Annotated in this window: 22 protein-coding genes; 3 read left to right on the forward strand and 19 right to left on the reverse strand. The window is 71.2% G+C overall.

The window, feature by feature from the left end:
* The first annotated feature begins 110 nt into the window (after positions 1-110).
* The gene (locus RBJ65_RS41315; protein WP_306322496.1) at positions 111-938 is read left to right on the forward strand and encodes a pectate lyase; all 828 of its coding nucleotides are present in this window, start codon (positions 111-113) and stop codon (positions 936-938) included.
* Positions 939-997: 59 nt separating this feature from the next.
* Here RBJ65_RS41315 and RBJ65_RS41320 read toward each other — a convergent pair whose 3' ends face one another.
* Positions 998-2,146, reverse strand: a complete 1,149-nt coding sequence (locus RBJ65_RS41320) for a right-handed parallel beta-helix repeat-containing protein (RefSeq protein WP_306322497.1) — start codon at positions 2,144-2,146, stop codon at positions 998-1,000.
* A gap of 88 nt (positions 2,147-2,234) precedes the next feature.
* On the reverse strand, positions 2,235-3,029 hold the full coding sequence (locus tag RBJ65_RS41325; protein ID WP_306322498.1) for an HAD family acid phosphatase: 795 nt from the start codon (positions 3,027-3,029) through the stop codon (positions 2,235-2,237).
* 207 nt (positions 3,030-3,236) lie between these two features.
* On the opposite strand from RBJ65_RS41325, the gene RBJ65_RS41330 reads away from it, so the two are divergent.
* Positions 3,237-3,467, forward strand: coding sequence for a hypothetical protein (locus RBJ65_RS41330; protein ID WP_306322499.1), 231 nt, complete (start codon positions 3,237-3,239; stop codon positions 3,465-3,467).
* A gap of 22 nt (positions 3,468-3,489) precedes the next feature.
* On the opposite strand, the gene RBJ65_RS41335 is transcribed toward RBJ65_RS41330, so the two are convergent.
* From RBJ65_RS41335 to RBJ65_RS41405, 15 genes are all read right to left on the reverse strand, one after another.
* Positions 3,490-4,683 carry a dienelactone hydrolase family protein gene (locus RBJ65_RS41335; protein ID WP_306322500.1) on the reverse strand — a complete coding sequence of 398 codons (1,194 nt, stop codon included), beginning with the start codon at positions 4,681-4,683 and terminating at the stop codon, positions 3,490-3,492.
* Positions 4,676-5,707 (reverse strand): pectinesterase family protein, encoded by a 1,032-nt coding sequence (locus RBJ65_RS41340; protein WP_372341407.1) that lies wholly within the window; start codon positions 5,705-5,707, stop codon positions 4,676-4,678. The genes RBJ65_RS41335 and RBJ65_RS41340 overlap by 8 nt, the downstream gene beginning before the upstream one ends.
* The gene (locus tag RBJ65_RS41345) at positions 5,704-6,825 is read right to left on the reverse strand and encodes a pectinesterase family protein (RefSeq protein ID WP_306322501.1); all 1,122 of its coding nucleotides are present in this window, start codon (positions 6,823-6,825) and stop codon (positions 5,704-5,706) included. Before RBJ65_RS41345 ends, RBJ65_RS41340 begins: the two co-directional genes overlap by 4 nt.
* A 156-nt stretch (positions 6,826-6,981) precedes the next feature.
* Entirely contained in the window at positions 6,982-8,277 is a 1,296-nt protein-coding gene (locus RBJ65_RS41350) for a polysaccharide lyase family 1 protein (RefSeq protein ID WP_306322529.1), read from the reverse strand.
* A gap of 56 nt (positions 8,278-8,333) precedes the next feature.
* On the reverse strand, positions 8,334-9,164 hold the full coding sequence (locus RBJ65_RS41355) for a rhamnogalacturonan acetylesterase (RefSeq protein WP_306322502.1): 831 nt from the start codon (positions 9,162-9,164) through the stop codon (positions 8,334-8,336).
* A gap of 117 nt (positions 9,165-9,281) precedes the next feature.
* Positions 9,282-10,628: a sugar ABC transporter substrate-binding protein gene (locus RBJ65_RS41360; protein WP_306322503.1), complete on the reverse strand. Its 1,347-nt coding sequence runs from the start codon at positions 10,626-10,628 to the stop codon at positions 9,282-9,284.
* Positions 10,625-12,244, reverse strand: coding sequence for a glycoside hydrolase 43 family protein (locus RBJ65_RS41365; protein ID WP_306322504.1), 1,620 nt, complete (start codon positions 12,242-12,244; stop codon positions 10,625-10,627). The genes RBJ65_RS41360 and RBJ65_RS41365 overlap by 4 nt, the downstream gene beginning before the upstream one ends.
* 142 nt (positions 12,245-12,386) lie before the next feature.
* On the reverse strand, positions 12,387-13,256 hold the full coding sequence (locus RBJ65_RS41370) for a PmoA family protein (protein ID WP_306322505.1): 870 nt from the start codon (positions 13,254-13,256) through the stop codon (positions 12,387-12,389).
* The gene (locus RBJ65_RS41375) at positions 13,253-14,476 is read right to left on the reverse strand and encodes a Gfo/Idh/MocA family protein (RefSeq protein ID WP_306322506.1); all 1,224 of its coding nucleotides are present in this window, start codon (positions 14,474-14,476) and stop codon (positions 13,253-13,255) included. Before RBJ65_RS41375 ends, RBJ65_RS41370 begins: the two co-directional genes overlap by 4 nt.
* Entirely contained in the window at positions 14,473-15,798 is a 1,326-nt protein-coding gene (locus tag RBJ65_RS41380) for a polysaccharide lyase family 1 protein (protein ID WP_306322507.1), read from the reverse strand. Before RBJ65_RS41380 ends, RBJ65_RS41375 begins: the two co-directional genes overlap by 4 nt.
* A gap of 8 nt (positions 15,799-15,806) precedes the next feature.
* Complete coding sequence (locus RBJ65_RS41385; RefSeq protein ID WP_306322530.1) at positions 15,807-16,607, reverse strand: carbohydrate ABC transporter permease; 801 nt, start codon at positions 16,605-16,607, stop codon at positions 15,807-15,809.
* Positions 16,608-16,732: 125 nt separating this feature from the next.
* Entirely contained in the window at positions 16,733-17,674 is a 942-nt protein-coding gene (locus RBJ65_RS41390; RefSeq protein ID WP_306322508.1) for a carbohydrate ABC transporter permease, read from the reverse strand.
* Between the two features lie 211 nt (positions 17,675-17,885).
* Entirely contained in the window at positions 17,886-19,631 is a 1,746-nt protein-coding gene (gene araD / locus RBJ65_RS41395) for an L-arabinonate dehydratase (protein WP_306322509.1), read from the reverse strand.
* Positions 19,628-20,563: a dihydrodipicolinate synthase family protein gene (locus RBJ65_RS41400; RefSeq protein WP_306322510.1), complete on the reverse strand. Its 936-nt coding sequence runs from the start codon at positions 20,561-20,563 to the stop codon at positions 19,628-19,630. The genes araD and RBJ65_RS41400 overlap by 4 nt, the downstream gene beginning before the upstream one ends.
* Positions 20,560-21,231, reverse strand: a complete 672-nt coding sequence (locus tag RBJ65_RS41405; protein WP_306322511.1) for a GntR family transcriptional regulator — start codon at positions 21,229-21,231, stop codon at positions 20,560-20,562. The genes RBJ65_RS41400 and RBJ65_RS41405 overlap by 4 nt, the downstream gene beginning before the upstream one ends.
* A 208-nt stretch (positions 21,232-21,439) precedes the next feature.
* Between RBJ65_RS41405 and RBJ65_RS41410 the strand changes: the two genes are divergently transcribed.
* Positions 21,440-23,053 (forward strand): VCBS repeat-containing protein, encoded by a 1,614-nt coding sequence (locus RBJ65_RS41410; RefSeq protein WP_306322512.1) that lies wholly within the window; start codon positions 21,440-21,442, stop codon positions 23,051-23,053.
* A gap of 193 nt (positions 23,054-23,246) precedes the next feature.
* On the opposite strand, the gene RBJ65_RS41415 is transcribed toward RBJ65_RS41410, so the two are convergent.
* Both RBJ65_RS41415 and RBJ65_RS41420 read right to left on the reverse strand, forming a co-directional pair.
* The gene (locus RBJ65_RS41415) at positions 23,247-24,416 is read right to left on the reverse strand and encodes a hypothetical protein (protein ID WP_306322513.1); all 1,170 of its coding nucleotides are present in this window, start codon (positions 24,414-24,416) and stop codon (positions 23,247-23,249) included.
* A complete protein-coding gene (locus RBJ65_RS41420) occupies positions 24,413-25,369 on the reverse strand; it encodes a 5-dehydro-4-deoxyglucarate dehydratase (protein WP_306322514.1) in 957 nt (318 codons plus the stop codon). Before RBJ65_RS41420 ends, RBJ65_RS41415 begins: the two co-directional genes overlap by 4 nt.
* Between the last annotated feature and the right edge of the window lie 68 nt (positions 25,370-25,437).

Raw genomic sequence — 25,437 nt, forward strand, 5'->3', positions numbered from 1 at the left:
CCGCTGGCTCTCGTCCGACGGCGGGGCTTGAAGTGCCGGACCCGACCGCTCGGCCGCCGTAGGGGGTTGGATTGCGGCAACCTTCGTTCTGTCGGTGGCGACTGAGCGGCATGAAGGACACAACTCGACACTCACACCGGCGCCGCACGACCCGGCGCAGATCCCTGCTCGGGGCGCTCGGGGCGCTCACGTTGACCGGCGCGGCGCTTGCCACGAGCGGGATGCTCAGTAGCGCGGGTGCCGCGTCGGCCTGGCCATCGGCCACCGGTACCAAGGCCGTGAGCAGCACGATCTCCGTCTCCGGCACGTACGACGGCGGGTACAAGCGCTTCTACGGAAGCGGGGACCTCGGCGGCGACGGGCAGGACGAGGGGCAGGACCCGATCTTCAACCTGAAGGACGGTGCCGTACTCAAGAACGTCATCATCGGCTCCCCGGCCGCGGACGGCGTGCACTGCGCGGGCAGTTGCACGCTCCAGAACGTGTGGTGGGAGGACGTCGGCGAGGACGCCGCCACGTTCAAGGGCACGTCCACGTCGTCCGTCTACACCGTGTACGGCGGCGGCGCGAAGAAGGCCGACGACAAGGTGTTCCAGTTCAACGGCGCGGGCAAGCTCGTCGTCACCAAGTTCCAGGTCTCCGACTTCGGCAAGCTGGTCCGCTCCTGCGGCAACTGCTCGACGCAGTACAAGAACCGCAACATCATCGTCAACGACGTGGACGTGACGGCGCCGGGCAACTCGATCGTCGGCATCAACTCCAACTACGGCGACACGGCGGCGCTGCGCAGCATCCGTGTCCACGGCGACGACGACCGGGACATCGAGCCGTGCGTGCGCTACCAGGGCAACAACACGGGAGCCGAGCCGAAGAAGCTGGGCAGCGGCCCCGACGGCACGTACTGCCGGTACACGGCGGCGGACATCACCTACGACTAAAGAGGCTGAGGAGGCCGCGTGCGGCGCCGCCCGGTACGGGGGCGGCGCCGTGCGGCGTCTCAGTCCATCGTCGCGCCGATCGTCGTGGAGCCCGTGGTCAGGAACGTCGTCACCGGCAGCGAGCCGTCCGCCCGGCGGGCCGCGTAGCAGGTGGTCGCGCCCGTCGAGCGGAAGGCGGGGGTGGTCACGCCCGCGTCCCAACTGTTCATGTACGACGTGGTGTTCGGGCCCAGGTTCGCCTTGCCGCCGCCGTTGGAGACGGACAGGTTCCGGCCGAGTTTCGCCGTGCCCGTGGCGAAGTAGAAGCCGGTCTGCGCGTTGGCGTAGGCGGTGTTGCGGTTGGCGGCGACGGCTCCGGTGTTGGAGTTCTCGGTGAAGCCGTGGAGGGTGTTGTCCCAGGCGGCGTTGTTGTTGACGACGTGGGCGACGGTGGCGCCGCCGCCACCGAGTTTGAAGCCGTTGCCGTTGCCTTCGAAGGCGGTGTCGTTCCAGCGGTTCTTGCCGTTGCCGAAGGCCCAGGTGTGCTCGATGGTGACCGGTGAGGAGAACTGCCAGAGGTCGGCGCCGTCATCGGAGTTGTTGTAGAGGCGGGCGCCGGTGATCCTGTTTCCGGCGCCGGAGCCGAACTTCACGGCGAGGCCGTCCGCGTTCTGGCCGTGGCCCGCCGGGTCGTAGTTTCCGTAACTGTCCAGGTTCTGCACGAGGTTGTTCGTCGTGCCGTCGCCGCGCAGCGTGAATCCGGAGTCGCCGTTGTTCGCGGTGACGAGGTTCTTGAAGATCCCGCCGACGGAGGATGTGGCGACGAAGCCCTGGGCCGGGGCGTTCTGGAAGGTGAGGTTCTGGACGGTCCAGTAGTCGCCGTAGATGCCCGCGAGCCAGGATCCGTCGGGGAGCTTCGAGCCGTCGATCCGCACCTTCTCGCCGCCGTACGCGGCGAGCGTGATGGGGGCCGAACCGGTGCCGTTCGCCGTGGACTTGAGGGTGGCCGTCGGGTAGTACGTGCCGGCGCGGACCTGGATGGTGGTGCCCGCGGCGGCGCCGGCGACGGCCGACTCCAGTTGCGCGGTCGTCGAGACCGTGACCGTGGTCGCCGCTTGGGCGTCGCCCGTCTGGAGGCCGAGGTAGAGGCCGCCCGCACCGGCCGCGACCGCCGTGGCGACGGCGATCGGGACGGCGCGGGCGCGTCGGTGGCGTGCCAAGGTGCGCACGTGGGGTCCTTTCCTGGGGGTTGGTGCCGCCCGTAGGTGGTCACCGGCCGGAGGAAAGGTTGCCGTCGCACAGGACGGCGCCGGTGGCCTACTCCACGTAGTACGTCGGGTTCGGGAGCTTGTACGTCTTGTCCGCGTGGCCGCCCTGGAGGTCGGAGTACTGGTCGCCGAAGTTGCCGACGATGTCGTAGCCGAGGGACTCGATGTGCTCGCGCGTGCCCGCCTTGTACTGGACCGTGGTGCACTTCCAGGCGGCGGCCGTGGCGCAGTCGTCGAGGTAGGCGGGCGGGTCGGCCTTGTCCTTGAGGTAGACGTGGTCCTTGTCGAGGTTGACGTCGATGCCGACCTTCTTGAGGTTCTCCACGGCGGCGGCGCGCTGGGTCTCGCCGAGCCCGGAGTTGTAGAAGACCTCGACGCCCTTGGCCTCGGCGTACCGGATGAGTTCGGGCGTGCCGAAGACCGCCGGGCGGTCCGCCTTGCCGACGTACTCCTTCCAACTGGCGTCGTTGTAGACGTAGTTGGTCTTCTTCTCGTAGTCGAGGCTGAGCAGCAGCGTGTCGTCGATGTCGAAGACGATGGCGGGCTTGTCGCCCTTGCCGTGGTACGCCTTGGCGGCCTTCGCGATCTGCCGCTTCGCGCCCCGCTCGATCCGGGCGAGGTCGTCGGCGTACGGGCTGTCGGGCGAGGCCTGCCAGACGCCGTCGGCGTCCTGCTTCGCGCCGTAGTAGGAGTCGATCTCCTTGGTGAGGAGGCCGATGTTGTGCGGCTCGGCGGTGGCACGGTCGTCGGTGGAGCCGGCGTCGGCGGAACCGGCGGTGACGATGCCGGCGAGTGCGAGGGAAGCGACCGTCGCGGTGGCGGCGGCGAGGTGGCGCTTGCGCATCGGTGACGTGATCCGTTTCTGGCCGTGACGGCCGGGGCGGCCGTCTTGGACGGGGGACATTGTGCAGGTGGACGCATGTCTACGCGCATCACATGACGCCCCGCGACCGGCTTTACCCGATCGATACAGACATACCTGGAACGGACCATTGCCCCGGCATGGCGCCGTGTTGACCCTGCCTTGAATCCTCCCTTCTAGGGTCGAACCGTGACCCCGACACGCCTCCTGCCGCTCGCCGCAGGCGCACGCGCCACCTCCCCCGTACTCCTCGGTTTCTTCGTCGTGGGCGGACTCATCGCCATCGGGGCCGGCCTGAGCTGGGCACTGGACGTCCGCAGCTCGGCCCCGGTGGGCTATCTGCGACTGCTGGGCGCGGCGCTGACGCTGGCGGGAGTGGTGCTGCTGGGTGTGACGTGCATGCTGTGGTACCTGGGCTAGGGCCCTTCTGACGGTTCTGGTGCTAGCCGGAGTCGCGGGAGAGTGTCGCGTCCAGCCAGTCGAACACCGCGTCCTGCATCGACTCGACGAAGACATGGCCGAGGCCGGGCCAGGTCTCGGTGCGCAGCCGGTCGCCCGCGTGCCGGGAACGCCAAACGGTACGCATGCGCGTGTACGCCGCCTCGACGCCCTCGGCGGTGAACAGCGTGTCGTCCGCGCCGTCGAGGAAGTACATCGGGCGGGGTGCGGCGATGCTCGCGACGTCCGGGATGTCGAGGTGGCGGGCGAGGCCGGGGTGGAGCATGTAGTACGAGGACTGGCCGCGCAGCGTGTTGTTGCCGGGCACCATCATTTCCTTCAGGCCCGTCATCCAGCAGACGCTGACGGCCGCCGCGACGGAGTCGCTGAGCGCGGCCGTCTGCCAGGCGCGGTAGCCGCCCATGGAGAAGCCGACGGCGGCGACGCGGCGCCGGTCGACGCGGTCGAGTCCGGCGAGGAAGCCGGCGGCGCGGGCGTCCTCGCGGGCCATGAGTCCGGCCAGGGACGAGCCCAGGTTGTAGAAGTTGCCGGCCAGGGCCTGCTGTTGGTCGTACGTGACGGGTCCGCGGTCGCCCCAGCCGTACGCGTCGAGGCAGAGCACGACGTAGCCGCGGCGCGCGAGTTCGTCGCCGACGAAGCGGCCGGTGAAGTACTTGTCCGCCCACGCCTGCGCGGAGGCGAGGCGGGTGTCGTCGTACCAGGGGCGGACGAACTTCTCCTTGCCGATGTCGAACTTGGCGCCGTGGTCGTGCAGGAGCAGCACGGCCGGGAAGGGGCCGGTGCCGTGCGGGGTGAGCAGGGCGCCGCGGACGCGTTCGTAGCGGGTGAGGGAGACGTCGAGCAACTGGCCGGTGAATCCGTCGCCTTGGGACTCCTCGCCGAAGTGCGGCGCGTACGGGACGTCGTCCTGGCTGTCGACGAGGAGCAGTTCCTCGACCTTGGCGCGGGCGGCTCGCCGCCAGGTACCGAAGTCGCGGATGGGTGAACTGCCCCAGGCGAGGGGGTAGTTGAGTTCGTGTTTGAGGAGGGGGTGGAAGTCGGGGAGGTTGCCGCCGACGAGTTCGGCGGCCTGCGCCCGGCCCGCGCCGCCGGCCCCGGAGGCCGTGGCGAGCGCCGCGGCGGCGGCCCCGGTCACGAAGCCGCGGCGGCCCATGGGGGTCGGTGACGTCTCACGCATACGGCCTCCAGTCTCCGAGGTACGTCTCGGGGGTGTGCGTCGCGGCGTCCTCGGGGGTGAGTTGCGGGCGGTTGGCCGGGACCGAAATCGCCGCTCCGGGGCCGGAGTTGGAGTACTCCGCGAAGCGCATGGTCTGCCACGGGTACGCGTCACGCATGTTCGTGTACGGGGCGACCGGGTCGATGCCGGGGCCGAGCCAGGAGTCCCGTACGACGAGGGAGGGCCGGGCCGTCGTCTCGTACGAGGGGACCCAGGGGCGGGCGAGTTTGTACGCTCCGTCCTCGGCGCCGGAGGTGAAGCGGCAGCGGGTGGCCAGGAATCCGTGCGGGTTGGCGCGGGCGGTGGCCGGGGCGAAGACCATGCCCTTCGGGGTGAAGTCGACGGCGCGGGCGAGCGTGCGGAAGTGGCAGCGCTCGAAGACGGCGGTGCCGCGGCCGAAGACGAAGTCGACGTCGCCCTCGATGCAGCAGTCGCGGAAGTACTGGCGGTCGAAGGCGTCGAGGGTGGTGGTGTCGGCGAAGAGGGTGTCCTGGTGGCCGAGGAGGCGGACGTTCTCGAAGCGGGTCCGGTCGCCCGTCACATACGCGGCGACCGCCTGGGTGCCGGTGTACTCCGGGTGGTCCGCGCGCAGCCAGTCGTTGGCGAGGGTGAGGTCGCGGACGGTGAGGCCGGGGGCGGCGGAGGTGAAGGTGGCGGAGCCGGCGGTGCCGTAGGTGCCGGAGCCGTCGGGTTTCGGGGTGCCGTTGGCGTTGTCGTAGACGATGACGGTGCGGCGGGGGTCGGTGCCGGGGAGGCCGCGGATCGTCAAGTCGGGGGTGGCGGAGTGGACTTGGATCGGCTCGCGATACGCGCCCGGGTGGATGACGATGGTCCGGTGCGGTCGTCCGGCGACCGCGTCCACGGCTGCCTGGAGCGAGTCGCCGGGGCGGACGTGGAGGGCGCGGGGGCCTGGTTTCGCGGCGGCGAAGGTGGTGGTGGCGAGGGCCGCCGAGGCCGCGGTGAGGAGCGTGCGGCGGGCGATCATCGGAGGGCCTTCGTGGTCGGGGTCCAGTCGCCGAGGTAGGCGGTTCGGGTGGCGGATTCTGCTTCGGAGGCGGTGAGTTGGGGGCGGTTCTCGGGGGTGGGGGTCGCGGCGCCGGGGCCGACGTTGCGGTACTCCGCGAAGCGTTGCTCCTGCCAGGGGTAGGTGTTCGACATGTTGGTGTAGGGGGCGGCCGGGTCGATGCCGGGGCCGAGCAGCGAGTCGCGGACGACGAGGGAGGGGTGCGCGGTCGGGTCCGAGCTGGGGACCCAGGGGCGGGCCAGTTTGTAGTACGTGTCCGGGGCCGTGGAGCTGATACGGCCCCGGGTGACCAGGAAGCCGCGGGGGTTGGCGCCCGCCGTGGACGGGGCGAAGACGAAGCCGTAGGGGGCCGAGGTCAGGTCGGTGCGGTCGAGGGTGTGGAAGTGGCAGCGTTCGAAGACGGCGGTGCCGCGCCCGAAGACGAAGTCGACGTCGCCCTCGACGTAGCAGTCGTGGAAGTACTGGCGGGCGAAGGCGGTGAGGGCGGTGGTGTCCGCGTACAGGGTGTCCTGGTGGCCGAGGAAGCGGCACTGGTGGAACGCCGAGCGGTCACCCATGACCTTGACCGCGACGGCCTGGGTTCCGGTGAACTCCGGATGGTCCGCGCGCAGCCAGTCGTTGGCGAAGGTGAGGTGGTGGGCGGTGAAACCGTCGGGGCGGAGGGTGACGGTGGCGGAGCCGGTGGTGCCGTAGGTGCCTCCGGAGGCGTCGGGTTTCGGGGTGCCGGCGGCGTTGTCGTAGACGATGACGGTGTCGCGGGGGTCGGCGGTGGTGCCGAGCCAGGTCATGCCGGTGGCCGTGGCCGGGACGGAGACCGTTTCCCGGTAGGTGCCGGGGGCGAGGACGAGGGTGGCGGCGGGGGTGGTTGCCGCCGCGGTTACGGCGGCCTGGACCGTGGTGTGGTCACCGGCGCCGCGGGGGTCTACGTAGCGGGTGGTGGGGGTGAGGCGGTGTTTTGGTGACCCGTAGCGGCCGAAGGGGGTGGGGGTGGCGTGGGCCGGGGTTGCGGTGAGGGTCGCGGCGCCTGCCGCGGCTCCCGCTGCCGCGAGGAATGTGCGTCTGGGGATGGGTGTGGGCATGGTGCGGCTCCGGGGGATGGGGGCCGGCGATTGGTGCACGTCGCGGGGCGCTGCCCCGGACCCCGCGCCTCAATCGCCGGCGGGGCTTGATTTTCTGGTCGATCACCGCCGATGAGTCCGAGATGGGCCCGGCACACGCCGCCGGGCCCATGGGAACTACCTGAGGCGGTCCGGGCCCGCGCCTCGCGACACCACCGTCGGAACCGCCTTCGCCGGGTGGACCGTCGTGCGCAGGGTCGGCTTCCAGCCCGCGTCCGTGCGGATCTGGGTGGTGGGGTTGGCGGTGTTGTACGCGGCGATCAGGTCGACGGCCTTGCCGTTGACCTGGTTGTCGGTGGAGGTCACCGGATAGTCGTCCCAGCGGTGCAGGACGGCGGAGGGGGCGACGTCCTTCGGGAGCGTGAAGGCGTTCTTCTCGGCGTAGAGCTGGGACTCGAAGCCGACGCCGAAGGAGTAGGCGTAGTCCGCGTTGCCGACGTAGGAGTTGTTGTAGACGTCGACCTGGCCGAAGCGGACGCGTGGGGCGCGTTCGACGAGGTTCTTGAAGAGGTTGTGGTGCAGGGTGACGCGGAGTCTGCCGCGGTCGGTGGCGGACGCGCTGTTGCTGTTGCCGATCATCAGCGTCTTGTCGTGGTCGGCGAAGACGTTCCAGGACGCGGTCACGTAGTCGGCGCCCTTGACGATGTCCAGCTCGCCGTCGTGCTGCTGGTAGACGCGGCCGTAGTAGGTGGGGAGGGTCGAGTCGGGGTGGGCGCCGTCGGTGAAGGCGTTGTGGTCGAGCCAGACGTGCGTGGAGTTGTAGACGACCGCCGCGTCGTACTCGGAGTTCCAGTTGCCGGTGTCGCCGTCCGTGGGGTCCCACTGCGGGAAGCAGTCGAGCGGGGACTCCAGGGTGAGGCCGCGGACGATGACGTTGTCGACGCCGTTGATCTGGAGGCTGCCACCGACGATGCCGGGGTTCTTGCCGACGCCGATGAGCGTGGTGTTGGCGGGGACGTTCGCCTTGATGGCCTTGGCCTGGGCGGCGGCGGAGGCGGCGCGGAGGTCCTCCTGGGCGCCCGCCACCTCCTTGTCGTAGCCCCAGGTGGCCGGGTCGTAATCGGAGAGGTACTGGTCGAAGTCGTAGCCGTCGGCGGCGAATTCGTCGCAGGTGGAGCCGTCGGCGTCGAGGGTGCCCTTGACCTTGATCAGCTTGGCTGCGGTGCCGCCGTCGGCGAAGGCGGCCTTCAGCTCGGCCCACGTGGTGACGGTGTAGGTGTGCGCGGCGTCCGCCGCGGCGCCGCCCGTGGTGCCGGTGGTGGCGGAGGCCCAGCCGTCGCCCTCGGCGAGGGTCTGGCGGGCGAGGTCGCGGCCCCGGGTCTCGGCGGCGCCCGCGGTGCCGACCGTGCCGGTGACGGCGAGGACGACGGCGGTGCTGCCGGCGATGCCGGCCGCGGCGATCCCGTATCTCATCTTGCTCTTCCGGTGTGCTCTCACTGTGCGGCTCCTCTAAGTGCAACGGGGGCGTGTCAGGCGGGAGTTGTGCCCGACAGCCACGTCAGGCGGGACTGCCACGCCGGGTCCAGCTCGTCGAGCTCGTCCGTGCGGCGCACGTCGCGGGCGGGAAGGACCTCGCGGGCGAGCAGTTCGGTCGCGACGAGGCGGGCCACGGCGATCGCGCCCGGCGGGTTGAAGTGCGTGTTGTCCTGCTCCGTCGCGGTCCAGTTGAAGTACGTCTTCGTGCCCTCGACGCCGAGCTTCTGCCAGAGGGCGAGGGACAGCGCCTGGAGGTCGAGCAGCGCGACGCCCTCCTCCTCGGCGAGGGCGCGCATCGACGCCGGGTAGTCGCCGTGGGTGGGCAGGGAGTTGCCGCTCGCGTCGAACTTTCTGCGTTCCACGGAGGTGGCGAGGACCGGGCGTGCGCCCTTGGCCCGCGCCCCGTCGACGTAGAGCTTCAGATACTCCTGGTACGTCGACCAGGGCTCGGTGTAGCGGGTGGGGTCGGCGCTCTTCTCGTCGTTGTGCGCGAACTGGACGAGGAGGAGGTCGCCGGGGCGGATCGCGGCGAGGAGCGTGTCGAGGCGGCCCTCGTCGGCGAAGCTCTTCGAACTGCGGCCGTTGACCGCGTGGTTGGCGACCCGGACGCGGTCGGCGAGGAAGAACGGGAGGGCCGTTCCCCAGCCGGACTCGGGCTTGGCGTCGAGGTACTTCTGGGCGGCGGTGGAGTCGCCCGCGATGAAGAGGGTGCGGCGGCGGTCGTCCCGGGTGGTGGTGGCGGCCGAGGCCGGGGAGGTGAGGGTGGCCGCCGCGAGCGGCAGGGAGGCGAGGGCGGCCAGGGTTGCTCTGCGGGTGGTCGACACGGCGAGGTGCCGTCCTCTCAAGAAGGTGGCTGGTGGGGTCGGCGGCGGGAGCCGCGGGGCTTTTCGGGCGTCCCGCCGCCGACCCGGTATCAGGGGTGAACAGGCAACCAGTGGCGGTTAGTTGGCCTGCTGCTTCCACTCGGACTGCGCCTTGTTCAGCTGGTCGGCGAGCGAGTCGAGGAAGGCCTTGGCCGTCGTCTTGCCAAGCAGGACCTTCTGGAGGTCGTCCTCGTTGTCGGCCTTGGAGATGGTGTTCCAGTCGGGCAGGTAGTACGGCAGCTGCACGATCTTCGTGGAACCGGACCGCAGGGCCTCGGCGGCCAGCTTGGTCGACTCGGACTCCTGCACCCAGGCGTCCTTGGCGGCCTCGTTGTTGGCCGGGATCTGCTTGGCCGACTCGTTCCACTTGCTGTTCTCCGCGTGGGACGCGGCGAACTCCATGAACTTCCAGGCGGCCGCCTTGTTCTTGCTCGACTTGAACAGGCCGAGCCCGTCGACCGGGTTGGAGACCTGCACGCGGTTGTCGCCCGGCCCTGTCGGGTTCGGGATGCCGCGGAACTTGTCCCCGAACGCCTTCACGTGGTCGCCGTACGAGCCGAGGTTGTGGCTCAGCATGCCGATCTTGCCGCTGTCGAACTGCGCGACCATCTTCGTGAAGTCGTTGTTCACGTCGGCGGACGGCGTGGCCTTCTTGTAGAGCCCGGCGTACTTCTCAAGGGCGGCCACGTTCTTGGGGTCGTTGACCGTGGTCTTCTCGTTGTTCTTGTCCCAGAACGAGGTGATGCCGCTCTGCCCGTACATGGCGTCGAGGGCCTGCGCGATGGAGCCCTCGCCGCCGCGGATGGTGTAACCGAACTCGTTCTTGCCGGTGTTGGTGAGCTTGGCCGCCGAGTCGAAGAACTTGTCCCAGGTCGTCGGCGCGTCCAGGCCGGCCTTCTTGAACAGGTCGGTGCGGTAGTAGAGGACGCCGTTGTTGGCGGAGGTCGGCAGCTCGTACAGCTTGTCGCCCGCGCCCGCCGACTTCACCGACTCCATGAACGCGTCGTTGAGCTTGCCGTTGAGCGAGCTCGTCGCGATCCGCTCGTCGAGCGGTTCGAGGGCGTCCTGCGCGGCGACTCCGGCGAGCATCGCGGTGCCGATGCCGCCGACGTCGGGCAGTCCGCCGCCCTGGATGGCGGTGTCGTACTTGGACTGCACGTTCTCGGCGGGGATGCCGACGTACTTGACCTTGATGTCCGGGTTCTTCTTCTCGAAGTCCTTGATGATCTCCTGCCAGACGTCGCGGCGCACGGCCGTGTTGTTGTCCCAGAAGGTGATCTCACCCTTGCCGGAGCCCTCGGTCCCCTTGGAGTCGCCCGCGCCGCCGCCGTCGTCGCCGCAGGCGGTGGCGGTGAGGGCGAGGACGACGGAGATGGCGACGGCGGTGCCGCCGCGCAGCGCGGATCTGCGTGTACGGATGTTCATGATCGGCTCTCTTCTTCTGGATCCAACTGGAGGGTGGTGAGGTGGAAGTGCGTGAACCGGGCGGTGCCGGTGGCCTGAGGACCGGTTTCGTCCGGGGTCCCTGGGGGTGCCGCCGCGAACAGGCCGAGGAGGGCGCCGACCCAGCGCCAGGGCTGCGCGGCGAACACCTGTCCCGAGCGCCGGAAGCCGTCGCCGGTGTCGACGGAGAAGCGGCAGCGGGCCCCTTCGGCGATGTCGATCCGCAGCCGGGCCGTCCCGTCCGGCGCCTCGCGCGGGTGCGCCGCGTCCCGCTCCGCTTCGGCGGTGGTCTCGGCGAACCGGTGCACCACGTGGGCCGCGCCGTCCGCGCCGCGTTCGAGGCCGATCCAGGAGTACGCGTCGCCGAGCACCACAAGTCCCGCGCGGGCGCCGGGAGTTGTGGCGTCGAGGCGGAGGTCGACGGTCACGCGGCTCGGCAGCAGCGGCAGCCGCTGGGTCAGCAGGTGCGGTACGCGGCGCAGGTCGCGGACGCCGTCGGCGGAGGGCACGCAGGTGAGGTGCAGGCCGTCCGCGTCGCCGCCGGACCGTGAACCGACCCACTGTGCGCGGGAGTTGGCCGTCCACTGCCACTGCGGGCCGAAGTTCCCGCCGGGGAAATCGTCGTCGGTCGCGGGCGCGGCCACCGGGTGCGGCGGCAGCGCGGGCTTGTCGTGTACGTCGACGGGGGCGCCGTCGTCGCCGATGACCGGCCAGCCCCGTTCGTCCCAGCGCATGGGTTGCAGATGCACCACCCGCCCGTACGGGCCGCGCTGCTGGAAGTGCAGGAACCAGTCCTCCCCGGCCGCCGTGCGCACCCATCCGCCCTGGTGGGGACCGTTGACGTCGGTGTCGCCCTGTTCGAGCACGACCCGCTCCTCGTAGGGTCCGAAGAACGAGCGGGAGCGGAAGGCGCCCTGCCAGCCGGTCTCCACGCCGCCCGCCGGGGCGAGGATCCAGAACCAGCCGTCGTGCCGGTAGGCCTTGGGGCCTTCGAGGGTGAACCAGCCGGGTATGCGGTCCCCGTCGATCAACACCCGTCCCTCGTCGAGGAGTTCGGTGCCGTCGGGTGACATGCGGTGGCCGGTGAGGCGGTTCTTGATGCCGGCGCGGGACTTCGCGTAGGCGTGCACGAGGTACGCCTCGCCGGTCTCCTCGTCCCACAGCGGGCAGACGTCGATGAGCCCCTTGCCCGCCTTGAGCAGGTGCGGTTCCGTCCAAGGCCCGTGTATGGAGGGGGCGTTGACCTGCTGGACGCCGTGGTCCGGGTCGCCCCAGAAGATCCAGAAGCGGCCGTCGTGGTGCCGGATCGACGGCGCCCACACCCCGCAGTCGTGGCGCGGCGTCGCGAACGCCTCGGCCGGTTCGAGCCGGTCGAGGGCGTGCCCGACGAGCGTCCAGTTGACGAGGTCGCGGGAGTGCAGGAGCGGCAGCCCCGGGACCCGGCCGAAGCTGGAGGCGGTCAGATAGAAGTCGTCCCCGACCCGGACCACGTCGGGGTCGGACCAGTCGGCGGCGAGCACGGGGTTGCGGTACGTCCCGTCCCCGAGGTCACCGGTTGGCAGGGCTCGGCGTGTGGTGGTGCGCGGCGCGCTGCTCATGCGGCCACCGCCCCTCGCCCCGACCGAGCGCTCCACGCCCGGCCGGCTCCGCCGACGACGGCGGGCACGCGGGCTCGGCACGCGCCGAACCCCCGGTCACGGGCACGCGGTCCCCGGCGGCCCGTTCCGCACGGCGCGGCGCTCATGCGGCCACCGCCTTGCGGACCAGGGTCGCCGCCCGTTCGCGGTCGAGGGTGCCGTCGGCGACGACCGTGACCACGCGGCGTACGGCGGTGGCGCCGGGGGCGATGGCGAGGCGGGACGCGGACGCGAGGGAGGAGCCGACGCCCGGGTACTCCTCGGTGCGGACGAACCACGGGTCGCGGCGGGTCTCGGCGGTGGCGCCCGCGAAGACGAGGGTCCAGCGCTCCCCCGCCATGGCGAGCCAGTCGGCGGGGCGGCCGTGGACCGCGGGCTCGCCCTGGGCGTCGGCCGTGAACACGGTCGGCGCCGACGCCTCCTTCGGCGCGCGCCAGAAGAAGCCCCCGTACGCGGCGCCGGGGCGGCCGTTCGTGGCGGGGCTGCCGATGGTCAGCTCGTCGTCGGACGGGTTGGTGAGCGAGAAGGTGAAGTCCAACGACCAGGCGTCGTCCGCGAGTTGGGTGACCGCTACCGTGCGGCGCTCGCGCAGCAGGGTCGCGCCCGTGCCGCCGGTGCGCCAGTCCAGGTCCTGCACGAAACCGTCCGGGTCGCACAGCTTGAACTCGCGGTGCCGCTGCTCGCCGTGGTTGTCCAGCTCGGTCGGCCCCTGACCGCGTACGTAGGTGCGGCCGCCCCAGAAGTTGTGCCCGGCGACGTCCGGCACGGCGACGCCAACGCCGAGGTGGTGCGCGTGGTCGGCGGGCGCGAACTCGGTGACCGGGGTGCCGGCGAGCGTCGTCACCGGGTGCAGGGCGGGGCGCGGGGAGAGCCTCGGGTCGACCTCCGGGCGCAGTTCGTAGCGGGCGACGGGGCGGCCCGCGCAGCTCAGCGTCAGCGGCGCGGCGATGAGGCCGTTCACGGTGCGGGTCATGACGCGGCCTCCGCTTCCGCGCGGGCCCAGAACGCGCCGAGCCCCGCATAGCCGGTGAGGGTGTCGGCGCTCGCCGCGACGAGCCCGTCGGCGCCGTGCACGACACGGCGCACGGCTCCCGGCCGGTCGGCCGGCACCCGGCTCCACGCGTCGTCGGGCAGCGCCACCGGGTCGGGCGCCTGCCGGATCGCCTCGACGACGCGCATGAACGCGCCGGTCGCGGCGGGCGGCACGAGCAGCGGCGTCGCGCCGTCGGTGGCGAGGTGGTCGAGGAGGTTGGCGAGGAGGTCGGTGCGCCCGTGCACCGTCTCGTCCGGGCCGTGCCCCGCGCGCTGCACGAGGACGCGGTCCTGCTTGTACCAGAACGTGATCCGGCCCCGGCTGCCGTGCACCACGACGTACGGCTCGTCGGCCTGCTCGGCGCAGAGCGTCGCCGCGACGGTGACGCGCGAACCGGTACGGGTGGTCAGCTCGACGTACGAGGTGTCGTCGGCCTCGATGTCGTTGGCGCGGTACAGCTCGGTGTGGATGGCGGTGAGGTCGGCGCCGCCGGTCGCGCCGTCGAGGGCGAGGGAGGTGGCGACGGCGTGGGCGAGCGGGTTGGTGAGCACGCCGTCGACGACGTCGACCGTGCGGCCGGCGCCGCCCGTGCCGCCGGTGGCGGGGAGGCGGCGGTGGCCGGCCCAGGGGGCGCGGCGGTAGTAGTCCTCGTCGCGGGCCCAGGCTCCGGCGGCGCCGATGCCGAGGGGCTCGCCGATGAGGCCGTCGCGTACGAGATCTCGTATATGAGACACCGCATGCGAGCCGAGCGACTGGAAACCGACCTGACAGGCGATCCCCGCCGCGGCCACCCCGGCCGCCATCCGCTCGTATTCCATATATGACGGCGCGGGCGGCTTCTCCAGGAGCAGGTGCACACCCCGCTCGGCCGCCGTCAGCGCCAGGTCCGTGTGCGTCGGGATCGGCGTGCAGATGATCGCGATCCGGGCGCCGGTGCGGTCGAGCAGTTCCCCGAAGTCGGCGGACTGCACGACACGTTCGGCGTCGAACCCGGCGAGCTCCTCCGCGTCAAGGGGCCGCAGCTCGCACACGCCCGCGAGCCGCACCCGCCCCGCCTCCGCGAGGTTCCGGATGTTGTTGAGGTGCCAGCGCCCGTGCCCACGCGCGCCCGCGAGGACGACGGGGACCGGCTCGGATACGTAGGACGGAGTGTTGTTCATCGGGCCCTCCCTGCTCCGGCGCCGCGCGCCACGTCCCGGTCGGCGCGCGCCGCGTCGCTGATCGGGCCGTGCAGCGTCGGCGTCCAGCCGACGTCGGCCGTCAGGTCGCGTTCGCTGCCGGAGTTGTACGAGTTGTAGATCGCGAGGAGGTCGACCGGGTAGCCGTTGAAGCGGGCGCCCTCGTCGTGCAGGGCGCTGCCGTTCCAGCTCTTGACCAGGTCGGCGACCTCTACGTAATTCGGTGTCGTGAAGGCGTTGTTCTGGGCGTGGATCCGCGACTCGGTGGAGACGCCGACGCTGTAGCGGTAGTCCTTCTGCTCCTCGGGGACGACGTAGCGGTTGTTGTAGAGGTGCACTTGGCCGAAGCGGACGCGCGGGGCGCGCTGGACGACGCCCTCGAACTCGTTGTGGTGGAGGGTGACGCGCAGCTTGTCGCGGTCGCCGGTGACACCGTCCCCGTTGCCGATGAGCATCGCCTTGTCGTGGTCGGCGAACCGGCTCCAGGAGACGGTGACCAGGTCGGCGCCGTTCGTGATGTCCAACAGGCCGTCGTGGCGCAGGTAGTTGCGGCCGAAGTAGGTGGGCTCGTCCTCGTCGAGGTGGCCCTTGTCGGAGGCGGTGATGTGGTCGACCCAGACGTGGGTGGCGCCGTTCAGCCACAGGGTGTCGTACGCCGTCTTCCAGTCGCCGAGGCCGCCGGTGTTGGGCTGCCAGGCGGGGAAGCAGTCGTAGGCGTCGCGCAGTTCGAGGTTGCGGACGATGACGTTGTCGGAGCCCGCGACCTGGAGCGAGGCGCCCTTGAGGACGGCGCTCGAACCGAGGCCGACGATCGTCGTGTTGGAGCCCACCTTGAACACGACGCGCTCGGCCTGCCGGGCGGCGGAGGCGGCGCGGGCCTCCTCCTGTGCGCCGCTCGGCTTGCCGGATCCCCACGTACGCGGGTCGTAGGCGGCGAGGTATTTCCGCAGGTCGTAGCCGTCGGTGGCGTAGTCGGAGCAGGAGAGGCGGTCGCCTTCGGCGTCGGTGTTGGCGTCGATGGTGCCCGCGACCTTGATGATCTTGGGTGTGGCGCTGCCGCCGTCGAGGGCGCGGGCGAGCCCCGCGCGGTCGGTGACGGTGGTGACGTGGGCGTCGTCGGCGGCGGCCCCTCCGGTGGTACCGGTGCCGGAGGCGGCCCAGCCGTCATCGGCGGCGAGCACGTCGCGGCTGATGTCGCGGCTGATGTCGCGGCTGATGTCGCGGCCACCCTGCGCGCCGGCGGAACCGGACACCCCGAGGCCACCCAGCACCAACAGGCCGCAGGCAACGCCGACTTGGACCATACGGCTCCTCATCCCTTCACCGCCCCTGCGCTGAACCCGGTGACGAGCCACTTCTGGATGAAGGCGAAGACGATCACGACGGGCAGCGCGGCGACGACACCGCCCGCGGCGAGCGCGCCGAGGTCGACGGAGTCGGCGCCCATGAGGGTGGCGAGGCCGACCGGGATCGTCTGCTTGTCCTGGTTGGACAGGAACATGAGGGCGAACAGGAAGTGGTTCCAGCTGTGCACGAAGGCGAAGGAACCGACCGCGATCAACCCCGGTCGCAGCAGCGGCAGTACGACGGCGCAGAACGCGCGGAAGCGCCCGCAGCCGTCGACCCAGGCGGCCTCTTCGAGCGAGTACGGGACGTTCTTGATGAAGCCGCTGATCAGGATCATCGTGAGCGGCAGCTGGAAGACGGTCTCGGCGATGATGACGCTGCCGAGCGAGTTGATCATCCGCAGGTTGGCGAAGATCTGGAACAGCGGGACCAGCATCAGGGCGCCCGGGATGAACTGGGAGCACAGCAGCGCGAGCATGAAGCCGCGCTTGACCCGGAAGTTGAAGCGGGCGAGCGCGTAGCCGCCGGCCAGCGCCACGACCGTCGTCATCAGCATCGAGGCGAGGCCGACGAGCAGGCTGTTCTGGAAGAAGACCGCGAAGGACCGCTCGTTCCACACCTTGTCGAAGTGGTCGAAGGTGAGCGGCCACGGCACGAGCGAGGTGGATCCGGCGGGCCGGAACGCGAAGAGCAGCATCCAGTAGAAGGGGACGAGCGTGAAGAGGAGATACACGCCGAGCGGGAGATAGATCTGCCAGCGCGGCACGTGCTCCCAGGAGGGACCGGAGCGGCCCTTCTTCGTGGGGGTGAGGGCGGCGCGGTGCCGGCCACCGCCGCCGGAGGTGGCGACGGGCGTGGTCGTGGTGGCGGTCAACTGGGCTTCCTTGACGGTCACTTGTCCTCGCCCCCGAACTTGCTCAGGCGGAGGTAGATCATCGAGCAGAACAGGAGGATCACGAAGGCGATGGACGTGAGCGCGGACGCGTAGCCGAAGTCGTGCGAGTCCACGGCGATGGAGGCGATGCGCAGCGGCAGGGTGGTCGTCTCACCCGCGGGTCCGCCGCCGGTGAGGGTGTAGAGCAGGTCGACGTTGTTGAACTCCCACACGGCGCGCAGCAGCGTGGACAGGATGATCGCGTCCTTGAGGTGCGGCAGCGTGATGTGGAAGAACTGCCGCAGCCGGCTCGCGCCGTCGACCTCGGCGGCCTCGTACAGGTCCTTCGACACGGACTGCAGGTCGGCGAGGATGAGGATCGCGAAGAAGGGGACGCCGCGCCAGAGTTCGGCGGTGACGACGGCGGGGAAGACGGTCGCGGTGTCCGACAGCCAGGACGTGCCGTACGAGCCGACGCCCATGTCCGCGAGGTAACGGGTGATGCCGGTCTGGGAGTTGTAGAGCAGCATCCAGACGGCCGAGGTGAGGACACCCGACACGGCCCATGGCGAGAAGACCATGGCGCGGGCGAGGCCGCGGCCGATGAAGGTCTGGTTGACGACGAGCGCGAGCCCGAGGCCGAGCAGCAGCTGCAGCACCACCTGGACGCCGACCCACTGGAGGCTGAAGCCCAACGTCCGCCAGAAGTCCGGGTCTTCGGTGAACGCGGTGACGAAGTTGTCGAAGCCCGCGAAGCCGTTGCGCCACGGCTTGGTCGGGTTGAAGTGCTGCAGGCTGTAGTAGAAGACGCTGATGACGGGATACGCGATGAAGCCCAGCATCAGCAGCCCGGCGGGCGCGATCAGCAGATACGGGAGCCTGCGCGGGGTGGCTGACTTGCGGCGCCGGGGCGGCGACGCGCCCTGCGGGGCTTTGGCCACGGCTGCGGCTTGGGCCATGACGGGAACTCCGTTCTCGGTGGCTCAGGTCGGTGCTTCTTGCGGGTGCTGCTTACGGGTGGTGCCTGCGGGTGCTGCCTGCGTGTGCTGCTTGCGGGTCGACAGAAAGCGCTTGCACGGGACACGTATCGAAACGCTTCGCAGACGGTGTTCGAGATGTCGGCCAACAAAGGGCCCACGGCGGGTGGTTCAGAGGTGGTTCAGAGGTGGTTCAGCTCGCGTACGGGTCCGGGACCTTGCCCGGCCTGGCGAGGAAGGCGAAGTCGCAGCCGGTGTCGGCCTGGGTGATCTGCTCGTTGTAGAGCACGCCGTAGCCGCGCTCGCACCGCTCATCGGGCGCCACCCACTCGACCTTCCTGCGCGCCAACTCCTCGTCTTCTACGTTGAGTTGGAGCGAGCGGGCGGCGACGTCGAGGGTGATGGTGTCCCCGCTGCGGACGAGCGCGAGCGGCCCGCCGACGTGCGACTCGGGGGCGATGTGCAGGACGCACGCCCCGTAACTCGTGCCGCTCATCCGGGCGTCGGAGAGCCGCACCATGTCGCGCACGCCCTGCTTGAGCAGGTGGTCGGGGATGGGCAGCATCCCGTACTCGGGCATGCCGGGCCCGCCCTTCGGGCCCGAGCCGCGCAGCACCAGGACGCTGTCGGCGGTGATGCCCAACTCCGGGTCGTTGATGGTGCGTTGCATGGTCTTGTAGTCGTCGAAGACGACCGCGGTGCCGGTGTGCTTGAGCAGCCGCTGCTCGGCGGCGATGTGCTTGATGACGGCGCCGTCGGGGCAGAGGTTGCCGCGCAGGACGGCGACGCCGCCCTCGGCCGCGACCGGGTTCGTACGAGCCCTGATCACGTCGTCGTTGTGCACTTCGGCGCCTTCGAGCCGATCGCCGAACCGCCCGTCGACCGTGGGCCGTTCGAGGTGCAGCAGGTCGGGGATCCGGGAGTGGAACGCGGGCAGGCCGCCGGCGAAGTAGAAGTCCTCCATGAGGTACGTCCGTCCGCCCGGCCGCACGTTCGCGAGCATGGGTACGGTGCGCGCGACGCGGTCGAAGTCGTCGAGGGTGAGCGGGACCCCGGCGCGGCCCGCCATGGCGATGAGGTGGATGACGGCGTTGGTGGAGCCGCCGAGTCCGAGCACCGTGGTGACGGCGTCCTCGAAGGCGGCGGGGGTGAGGATCTCGGAGGGCTTGAGCGCGGTCCACGCGAGTTCGACGGCGCGGCGCCCGGAGGCGGCGGCCATCCGCTCGTGCGCCGAGTCCACGGCCGGGATCGACGAGGCGCCCGGCAGTGTCATGCCGAGGGCCTCGGCCGCCGCGGTCATGGTGGAGGCGGTCCCCATGGTCATGCAGTGGCCGGGCGAGCGCGCCAACCCGGCCTGGATCTCACGGAGTTCGCAGTCGGTGAGGTTACCGGCACGGTGCTCGTCCCAGTGCTTCCACATGTCGGTTCCGGAGCCCAGGGTCTCGCCGCGCCAGTGACCGGGCAGCATCGGCCCGGCCGGCACGAAGATGGCCGGTACGTCGGCGGAGGTCGCGCCCATGAGCAGCGCGGGCGTCGACTTGTCACAGCCCCCGAGCAGCACCGCCGCGTCGACCGGATAGGAGCGCAGCAGTTCCTCGGTCTCCATGGCGAGGAGGTTGCGGTAGAGCATCGGGGTGGGCTTCTGGTACGTCTCCGAGAGCGTGGCCACGGGGAATTCGAGCGGGAAGCCGCCCGCCTGCCACACGCCCCGCTTCACGGCCTCGGCGCGCTCGCGCAGGTGGACGTGGCAGGGGTTGATGTCGGACCAGGTGTTGAGGACGGCGACGACGGGGCGGCCCTTGTACTCCTCGGCCTCGTAGCCGAGTTGGCGCATCCGGGCGTTGTGCGACCAGGTGCGCAGCTGGCCCTCGGTGCCGTACCACTGGTGGGAGCGGAGCTGTTCGGGCGCGAGCCGGGCTCTCGGTGCGGCGGCGGTCATATGGACCACCCCGCCGCGATCTCGGCGACCTCGGCGCGCGCCGCCTCCGGCAGTTCCTTGCTCGGCGGGCGTACGTCGCGGCGGCACAGGCCGAGGGAGGCGAGGGCCTCCTTGACGACGGTGACGTTGTTGGCGGAGGCGTCCGCGCCGCGCAGTTCCTCGAAGCGGCGGATCTGCTCCCACACCTTCATGGCGGCGCCGAAGTCACCGGCTCGAAGCGCTTCGATCATGGCCAGCGAGACCTTCGGCGCGACGTTCACGAGTCCCGAGGTGAAGCCGGTGGCGCCCGCGGAGAAGTAGGAGGGCGCGTACGGCTCGGCGAGCCCGGCCACCCACACGAACCGCTCCAGGCCCGCGTCCCGCGCGAAGCCGGCGAAGCGGGCGGCGTCCGGCACCGCGTACTTGACGCCGATCACGTTCGGGCAGTCGTCGCCGAGTTCGGCGAGGCGGGCGCCGGGGAGGGCGGGGTTCCTGAGGTACGGGACGACGCCGAGTTCGGGCACGGCGTGCGCGATGGCCCGGTGGTAGTCGACCCAGCCGACCTCGGAGACGTACGGGTGCACGGGCTGGTGGACCATCACCATGTGCGCGCCGTGCTCACGGGCGTGCCGGGCGGCGTCGACGGCGGTCGGCACGTCGTGGCCGACGCCGACCAGGACCACGCCGCGCTCCCCCACCTCGTCGAGGGTCAGCTCCGTGACGAGGCGGCGCTCCTTGGGGCTGAGGGCGTAGAACTCGCCGGTGTTCCCGTTCGGCGTGAGGGTGCGCACGCCGCTGTCGAGCAGGCGCCGCAGCAGGGCCCGGTACTGGCCCTCGTCGACGGAGCCGCGCTCGGTGAACGGGGTCACCGGGATCGCGACGACGTCGGCGAGCGCGGCGCGTTGGGCCTCGAACGTGACGGGTGTGGTCGGCGTGGTTGACGTTGCGGTCATGAGTGGTGCTCACCCTTTTCTTCCCGGTCCTCCCGCACTTCGGGGAAGGCCCGCTCGACGAACGACGCGATGTGGTTCCGCAGCGCGCGCGAGGCACCTTGGGCGTCACCGGCGAGGGCGAGCTCCAGGATCTCCTGGTGCTCGGCGGCCTCCCGGTCCCACGACGGGTCGGCGGCCCAGGCCACAGCGGACACCAGGGCGGCCTGGTCGCGGACCTCGTCGAGCATCTTGCCGAGCAGCGGGTTGCCGCAGGGGAGGTAGAGGGCGCGGTGGAACTCCCGGTTGGCGAGGGAGCGTTGGGCCGTGTCGCTCGCGGTGGCGGCCCGGCGGAGGGCGTCGCGGGCGACGTCGAGGGAGGCGCGGCGGTGCACGGTGCGGCGCAGTGCCTCCGGTTCGAGCAGCAGCCGCACGTCGTAGACCTCGCGGGCCATGTCGGCGTCCACCATGCGAACCGTGACGCCCTTGTACTGGCTCATCACGACGAGCCCGGTGCCGGCCAGGGTCTTGAGCGCCTCGCGCACGGGGGTCTTGGACACCCCGAACTGCGCGGCGACGTCGGTCTCCACCAGGGCCTGGCCGGGGCGCAGCTGCCCCGTCAGGATGCGGTGCTTGATCTCCTCCAGGACGTACTGGGTGCGGGAGGGGATCGGCGTGGGCACAGAGGTCATGCGGGCCTCTCGTATGGCGTATCGCGTCTGGCGCATCACGTATCGCGTATCGCGTATCGCGTCTGACGTATCGCGTCTCATATATGACGTACGAAGTACGACGCGTTGAAGCTAGAAGCACGGCAAGGTTTCGTCAACGCTTCCGGCAAAAGAAATCCGCCAATTGACGGCTGGCGCGGGCGAGTTGATCTCCCGCAGGATGAGCCCCATGCCCCGCTCCCGCCCCGCGCGCCGCGCCACCGCATCCGCTCTGACGTGCGCCGTCGCCCTGCTGCTCGCGTCCTGCTCGACCGGCGGGACCGGCGGGACCGGCGGGACCGGCGGCGACGACCGGGCCCGCCCGCAGCCCCTCGGCAGGTGCGTCTCCCCCGCCGACGCCTCGCCCACCCCGGTCCCGACCCCGTCCGGGGACGGCGCCACCCGCGAGGCCCGTGACGCCCGCCGCGCCCTGAACCGCGACGACTTCAACGGCGACGGCGAGCACGATCTGCTCCTGTACGGCGCCTACCGGGTTCGCGGCAAGCCCGTGCAGCACAACCGCGGGCTGCTGCTCGGTTCGTCCGAGGGGGTCGCCGCCGGCCGCCAGGTCTCCCTCACGGACCGTTTCCCCGGCGTCGACATGGAGACGATCGGCAACCCGGTCACCCAGGGCGACCCGGTGGGCGGGCTCACCGGCGACTGGGACCGGGACGGGTTCGCGGACATCATGTTCACCTCGCCGCACACCACCAAGAGCGGCAGGACCGACCACTACGAGGAGCAGATCGTGTGGGGCGGCAAGGGTGCCGTGGCCGGCGCCCGGCACCAGGAGCGCGACCGCGCGGCGCCGCACCTCGCGACGGGCGACTTCGACGGCGACGGCGCGCTCGACCTGGTGTCGGGCCCCTACCCAGGAACCGGCGGCGCGAAGGACAAGGTCCGGTGCGTGTCCCTGGAGTTCGGCCCGTTCGACCGGGACGGCCGCCCGAAGCAGAGCCGCACCGTCGACATCACCCAGCAGGGCCGCGTCTACACGGAGGCCCTGGCCACGGGCGACTTCGACGGCGACGGCCGCGACGAGTTCGTCACGACCGGCTTCCGCGAGGGGAAGCTGACCGGCGAGGGCTGGCCGGAGGTGTACGCGGACGCCTCGTACTACCGGGTGCGCGCCGACCGGAGCACCGTGCGCGCGGGCGGCCTGGCGGCGTTGGGCGACGGCGCCCGCGTCCCGTACAACCCGGAGGGCGACGAGCACGGCTCGGACCCGGCCCTCACACCACGGAACTCCCTGGGCCCCATGCCCGTCGCGGACTTCGGCGGCAACGGCCGCGACGACATCATCCGGATGGAGCGCGACGCACAAGGCACCCCGAAGGGCCGCGTCGTATACGGCGGCCCGGCGGGCCCCGGCACGGGCGGCCGCCCCACGACCCGGCTCCCGCTGGACGGCGACTACGACAACAGCACCACCGGCGACGTGAACGGCGACGGCCGCGACGACCTGATCACCGCCACCTACCGGGACCGGGAACACCAGGTCGGCAGCGTCACGATCTACCTCGGCGGCCGCACGGGCCTGACGACGACCCCGGCGTACTCCTTCGACCGCCAGGACGTCGGCATGCCGGGCATGCCCACGGCCACGTACCAGCGCGACAACTTCGGCGGCGGCCTCGACGTGGCCGACCTCGACGGCGACGGCATCGGCGACCTGACCGTCACCACCCAGGACTTCCACCCCGCGCCCTACAAGGGCACGTACTGGATCGTCCCGGGCAGCCGCGGCGGCCCGGTCACGGGGAAGGCGGTGCGGCTGGACGCGAGGGACCTCGGGCGGGGGTGAGGCCGGCCTCCTGCGGCGTCCGCACCTGCCTGGACATATCCGGTATCCGCGTGACCCGTTCCGCTCCGACCTGACCGCCTTCGTCACGTACGACACGGAGCTGACGAAGGCGGCCGAGGAGCTCGGGTTCCCGGTCGCCGCCCCCTCGGACTGAGGCCCCCCCTCAGGCCCCCCAGGCCCCCTCAGAGCCCTCTCAGACCGAAGCCAGCGCCCCGCGCACCACCTCCAGATCACCGTCCGACGCCAACCCCGCGTGATACAGCCGCAGTTCCGTCGCCCCCAGCTCACGCGCCGCACGCACGTCGTCCGCGAGGGTGGCCGGGCTGCCGCCCATGCCGCGGACGACGGTGAAGTTCGCGGCGACGACGCCCCGGCCCTGCGCGGCGAACGGCTTCACCAGGCCCGCCCCGCCCGTGCACGGCACGACGACGCCGTCGGCGACGGAGAGGATGTGGGCCGGGTCGACTCCGGCGTTGGCGCCGCAGTGGTACGAGACCGGGTCGGCGTGCAGGAGTACTTGGAAGGCTTTGCAGTCGGCCGGGACGGCGGCGCGTACCGCCGTGACGGCCGCTTCCTGGAGGGAGCGGGCCGTGGCGTCGCGGTACGCGCGCGTGGCGGCGGCGGTCTCGGCGCCGAGCAGTTTCTCGACCGTGGGCCAGCCGTCGTCCGTGGCCTTCCCGCGCCATACGGGGCCCAGGGCGGCGCGCACGGTGACCGCCAACTCGACCGGGTCCAGGCCGTGTTCGGCGTACCCCTCGCGGCAGGTCGGGCAGAAGCACAGCGACATCAGGTACTGGCCCGCCTCGCCGAGTCCTACGCCGCCGGTCTTGTCGTGGGCGTGCAGGTGCGCGAGTCCGTACCAGCCGAGGGATTCGAGTTCGGTGCCGCGCGCGCCGGGGCGGGTCGCCGCCTCCGCCGCGAGGTCGACGAGGTACGCGCGCGTGGCGGGCTGCGCGATGCAGGGCGCCCAGGGGTAGCGGTCTCCGTAGGCGTTGACGACGGAGGTGTCCGGATGGTCGGCGCCCATACGGGAGTTGTGGGCGAGGACGACCCACGTGTGGACGTCGAGTCCGGCGTCGGCGAGGGCCTCGGCGGCTTCCGCGTAGGCGTCTCCGGGGGCCCAGGACCCGGCTTCGTACGGCTTCAATTCCCTTCCGTACCACCGCTGTTCGTCGATCGGGTAGAGCGTCGACGCGTGCTCGGCGGTCACGATGCGGTGGCGCGGGTGGCGGGGCGTCAGGGCGCGCGTGGAGTGGTAGGCGGCGGCGAGGGTGACCTGCTGGACGCCGAGTTCGGCGATGCGGCGGGCGGCGTCCGGGTCGCCGTTGACGTCCCAGGGGTAGACGAAGGTCGAGGTCTTCACGCGTCGGCTCCTTCCACCGTGGCGTGGGCGCGCTCGACGAGTTCGGCGAGCTTCTTGACGTGTTCCTCGCTCGGCTCGTGCAGCGGCGGGCGCACCGGTCCGACGTCGAGCCCGCGCAGCCGCACGCCCGCCTTGACCAGGGACACCGCGTATCCCCTTCCCTGGTTGCGGAGTTCGACGAGCGGTCGGTAGAAGTCGTCGAGGAGGCGGTTCACGACTCCGTCGTCGCCCGCGCCGAGAGCCTTGTGGAAGGCCTGCGCGATGTCGGGGGCGAAGCAGAAGACGGCGGAGGAGTAGAGGGTGACGCCGATGCCCCGGTAGGCGAGCATGGTGAGTTCGGCGGTGGGCAGCCCGTTGAAGTAGAGGAAGTCGTCGGCGACGCCGCTGGTGCGCACCGCGCTCACGGTGCGCTGCATCAGGTCGAGGTCGCCGAGGCCGTCCTTCAGTCCGATGACCTTGGGGTGGCGGGCGAGTTCGACGACGGTCTCCGGGGTGAAGACGGCGTTGTCGCGCTGGTAGACGATGACGTCGAGGCCGGTCGCGTCGGCCAGTTCGGTGTAGTGGCGCAGGAGGCCTTCCTGCCCGGCGACGACGAGGTACGGCGGCATCGCCAACAGGCCGTCCGCGCCCGCCCGTTCGGCCGCGCGCGCGTAGCGGACGGCGAGCGCGGTGCCGTATCCGGCGCCCGCCACGACCGGCACCCGGCCCGCCGTCACGTCGACGGCTGCGGCGACGCAGGCCTCGTACTCCTCGGGCGTGAGGGCGTGGAACTCCCCGGTGCCGCAGCAGGCGAACACGGCGGCGGCCCCGGCCTCGACGCCGCGCCGGACGTGGGTGCGGTAGGTGTCGAGGTCCACGGCCCCGTCGGGCCCGTAGGCGGTGACGGGGAAGAAGAGCGGCCCGCTGGGGATGGCGAGGCGAGCGGCGAGAGGGACTGGCGAGACGGGCGTCACGGACTCTCCCTGTACACGTTCATGATTGGCGTTTACATTTCTGAACAGCCACGTTAAGGCGGCCGTCT

Source organism: Streptomyces sp. KL109B, assembly GCF_030766935.1.
In the GTDB taxonomy this organism is placed as follows: Bacteria; Actinomycetota; Actinomycetes; order Streptomycetales; family Streptomycetaceae; genus Streptomyces.

Excerpts from the sequence above, each read along its gene's own strand:
- RBJ65_RS41410 (WP_306322512.1), top strand. The coding sequence starts at position 21,440 with ATGCCCCGCTCCCGCCCCGCGCGCCGCGCCACCGCATCCGCTCTGACG.
- RBJ65_RS41380 (WP_306322507.1), bottom strand. The coding sequence starts at position 15,798 with ATGGTCCAAGTCGGCGTTGCCTGCGGCCTGTTGGTGCTGGGTGGCCTC.
- RBJ65_RS41350 (WP_306322529.1), bottom strand. The coding sequence starts at position 8,277 with ATGAGATACGGGATCGCCGCGGCCGGCATCGCCGGCAGCACCGCCGTC.
- RBJ65_RS41315 (WP_306322496.1), top strand. The coding sequence starts at position 111 with ATGAAGGACACAACTCGACACTCACACCGGCGCCGCACGACCCGGCGC.
- RBJ65_RS41325 (WP_306322498.1), bottom strand. The coding sequence starts at position 3,029 with ATGCGCAAGCGCCACCTCGCCGCCGCCACCGCGACGGTCGCTTCCCTC.
- RBJ65_RS41345 (WP_306322501.1), bottom strand. The coding sequence starts at position 6,825 with ATGCCCACACCCATCCCCAGACGCACATTCCTCGCGGCAGCGGGAGCC.
- RBJ65_RS41370 (WP_306322505.1), bottom strand. The coding sequence starts at position 13,256 with ATGACCCGCACCGTGAACGGCCTCATCGCCGCGCCGCTGACGCTGAGC.
- RBJ65_RS41375 (WP_306322506.1), bottom strand. The coding sequence starts at position 14,476 with ATGAACAACACTCCGTCCTACGTATCCGAGCCGGTCCCCGTCGTCCTC.
- araD (WP_306322509.1), bottom strand. The coding sequence starts at position 19,631 with ATGACCGCCGCCGCACCGAGAGCCCGGCTCGCGCCCGAACAGCTCCGC.
- RBJ65_RS41360 (WP_306322503.1), bottom strand. The coding sequence starts at position 10,628 with ATGAACATCCGTACACGCAGATCCGCGCTGCGCGGCGGCACCGCCGTC.
- RBJ65_RS41400 (WP_306322510.1), bottom strand. The coding sequence starts at position 20,563 with ATGACCGCAACGTCAACCACGCCGACCACACCCGTCACGTTCGAGGCC.
- RBJ65_RS41390 (WP_306322508.1), bottom strand. The coding sequence starts at position 17,674 with ATGGCCCAAGCCGCAGCCGTGGCCAAAGCCCCGCAGGGCGCGTCGCCG.
- RBJ65_RS41405 (WP_306322511.1), bottom strand. The coding sequence starts at position 21,231 with ATGACCTCTGTGCCCACGCCGATCCCCTCCCGCACCCAGTACGTCCTG.
- RBJ65_RS41365 (WP_306322504.1), bottom strand. The coding sequence starts at position 12,244 with ATGAGCAGCGCGCCGCGCACCACCACACGCCGAGCCCTGCCAACCGGT.
- RBJ65_RS41335 (WP_306322500.1), bottom strand. The coding sequence starts at position 4,683 with ATGCGTGAGACGTCACCGACCCCCATGGGCCGCCGCGGCTTCGTGACC.
- RBJ65_RS41340 (WP_372341407.1), bottom strand. The coding sequence starts at position 5,707 with ATGATCGCCCGCCGCACGCTCCTCACCGCGGCCTCGGCGGCCCTCGCC.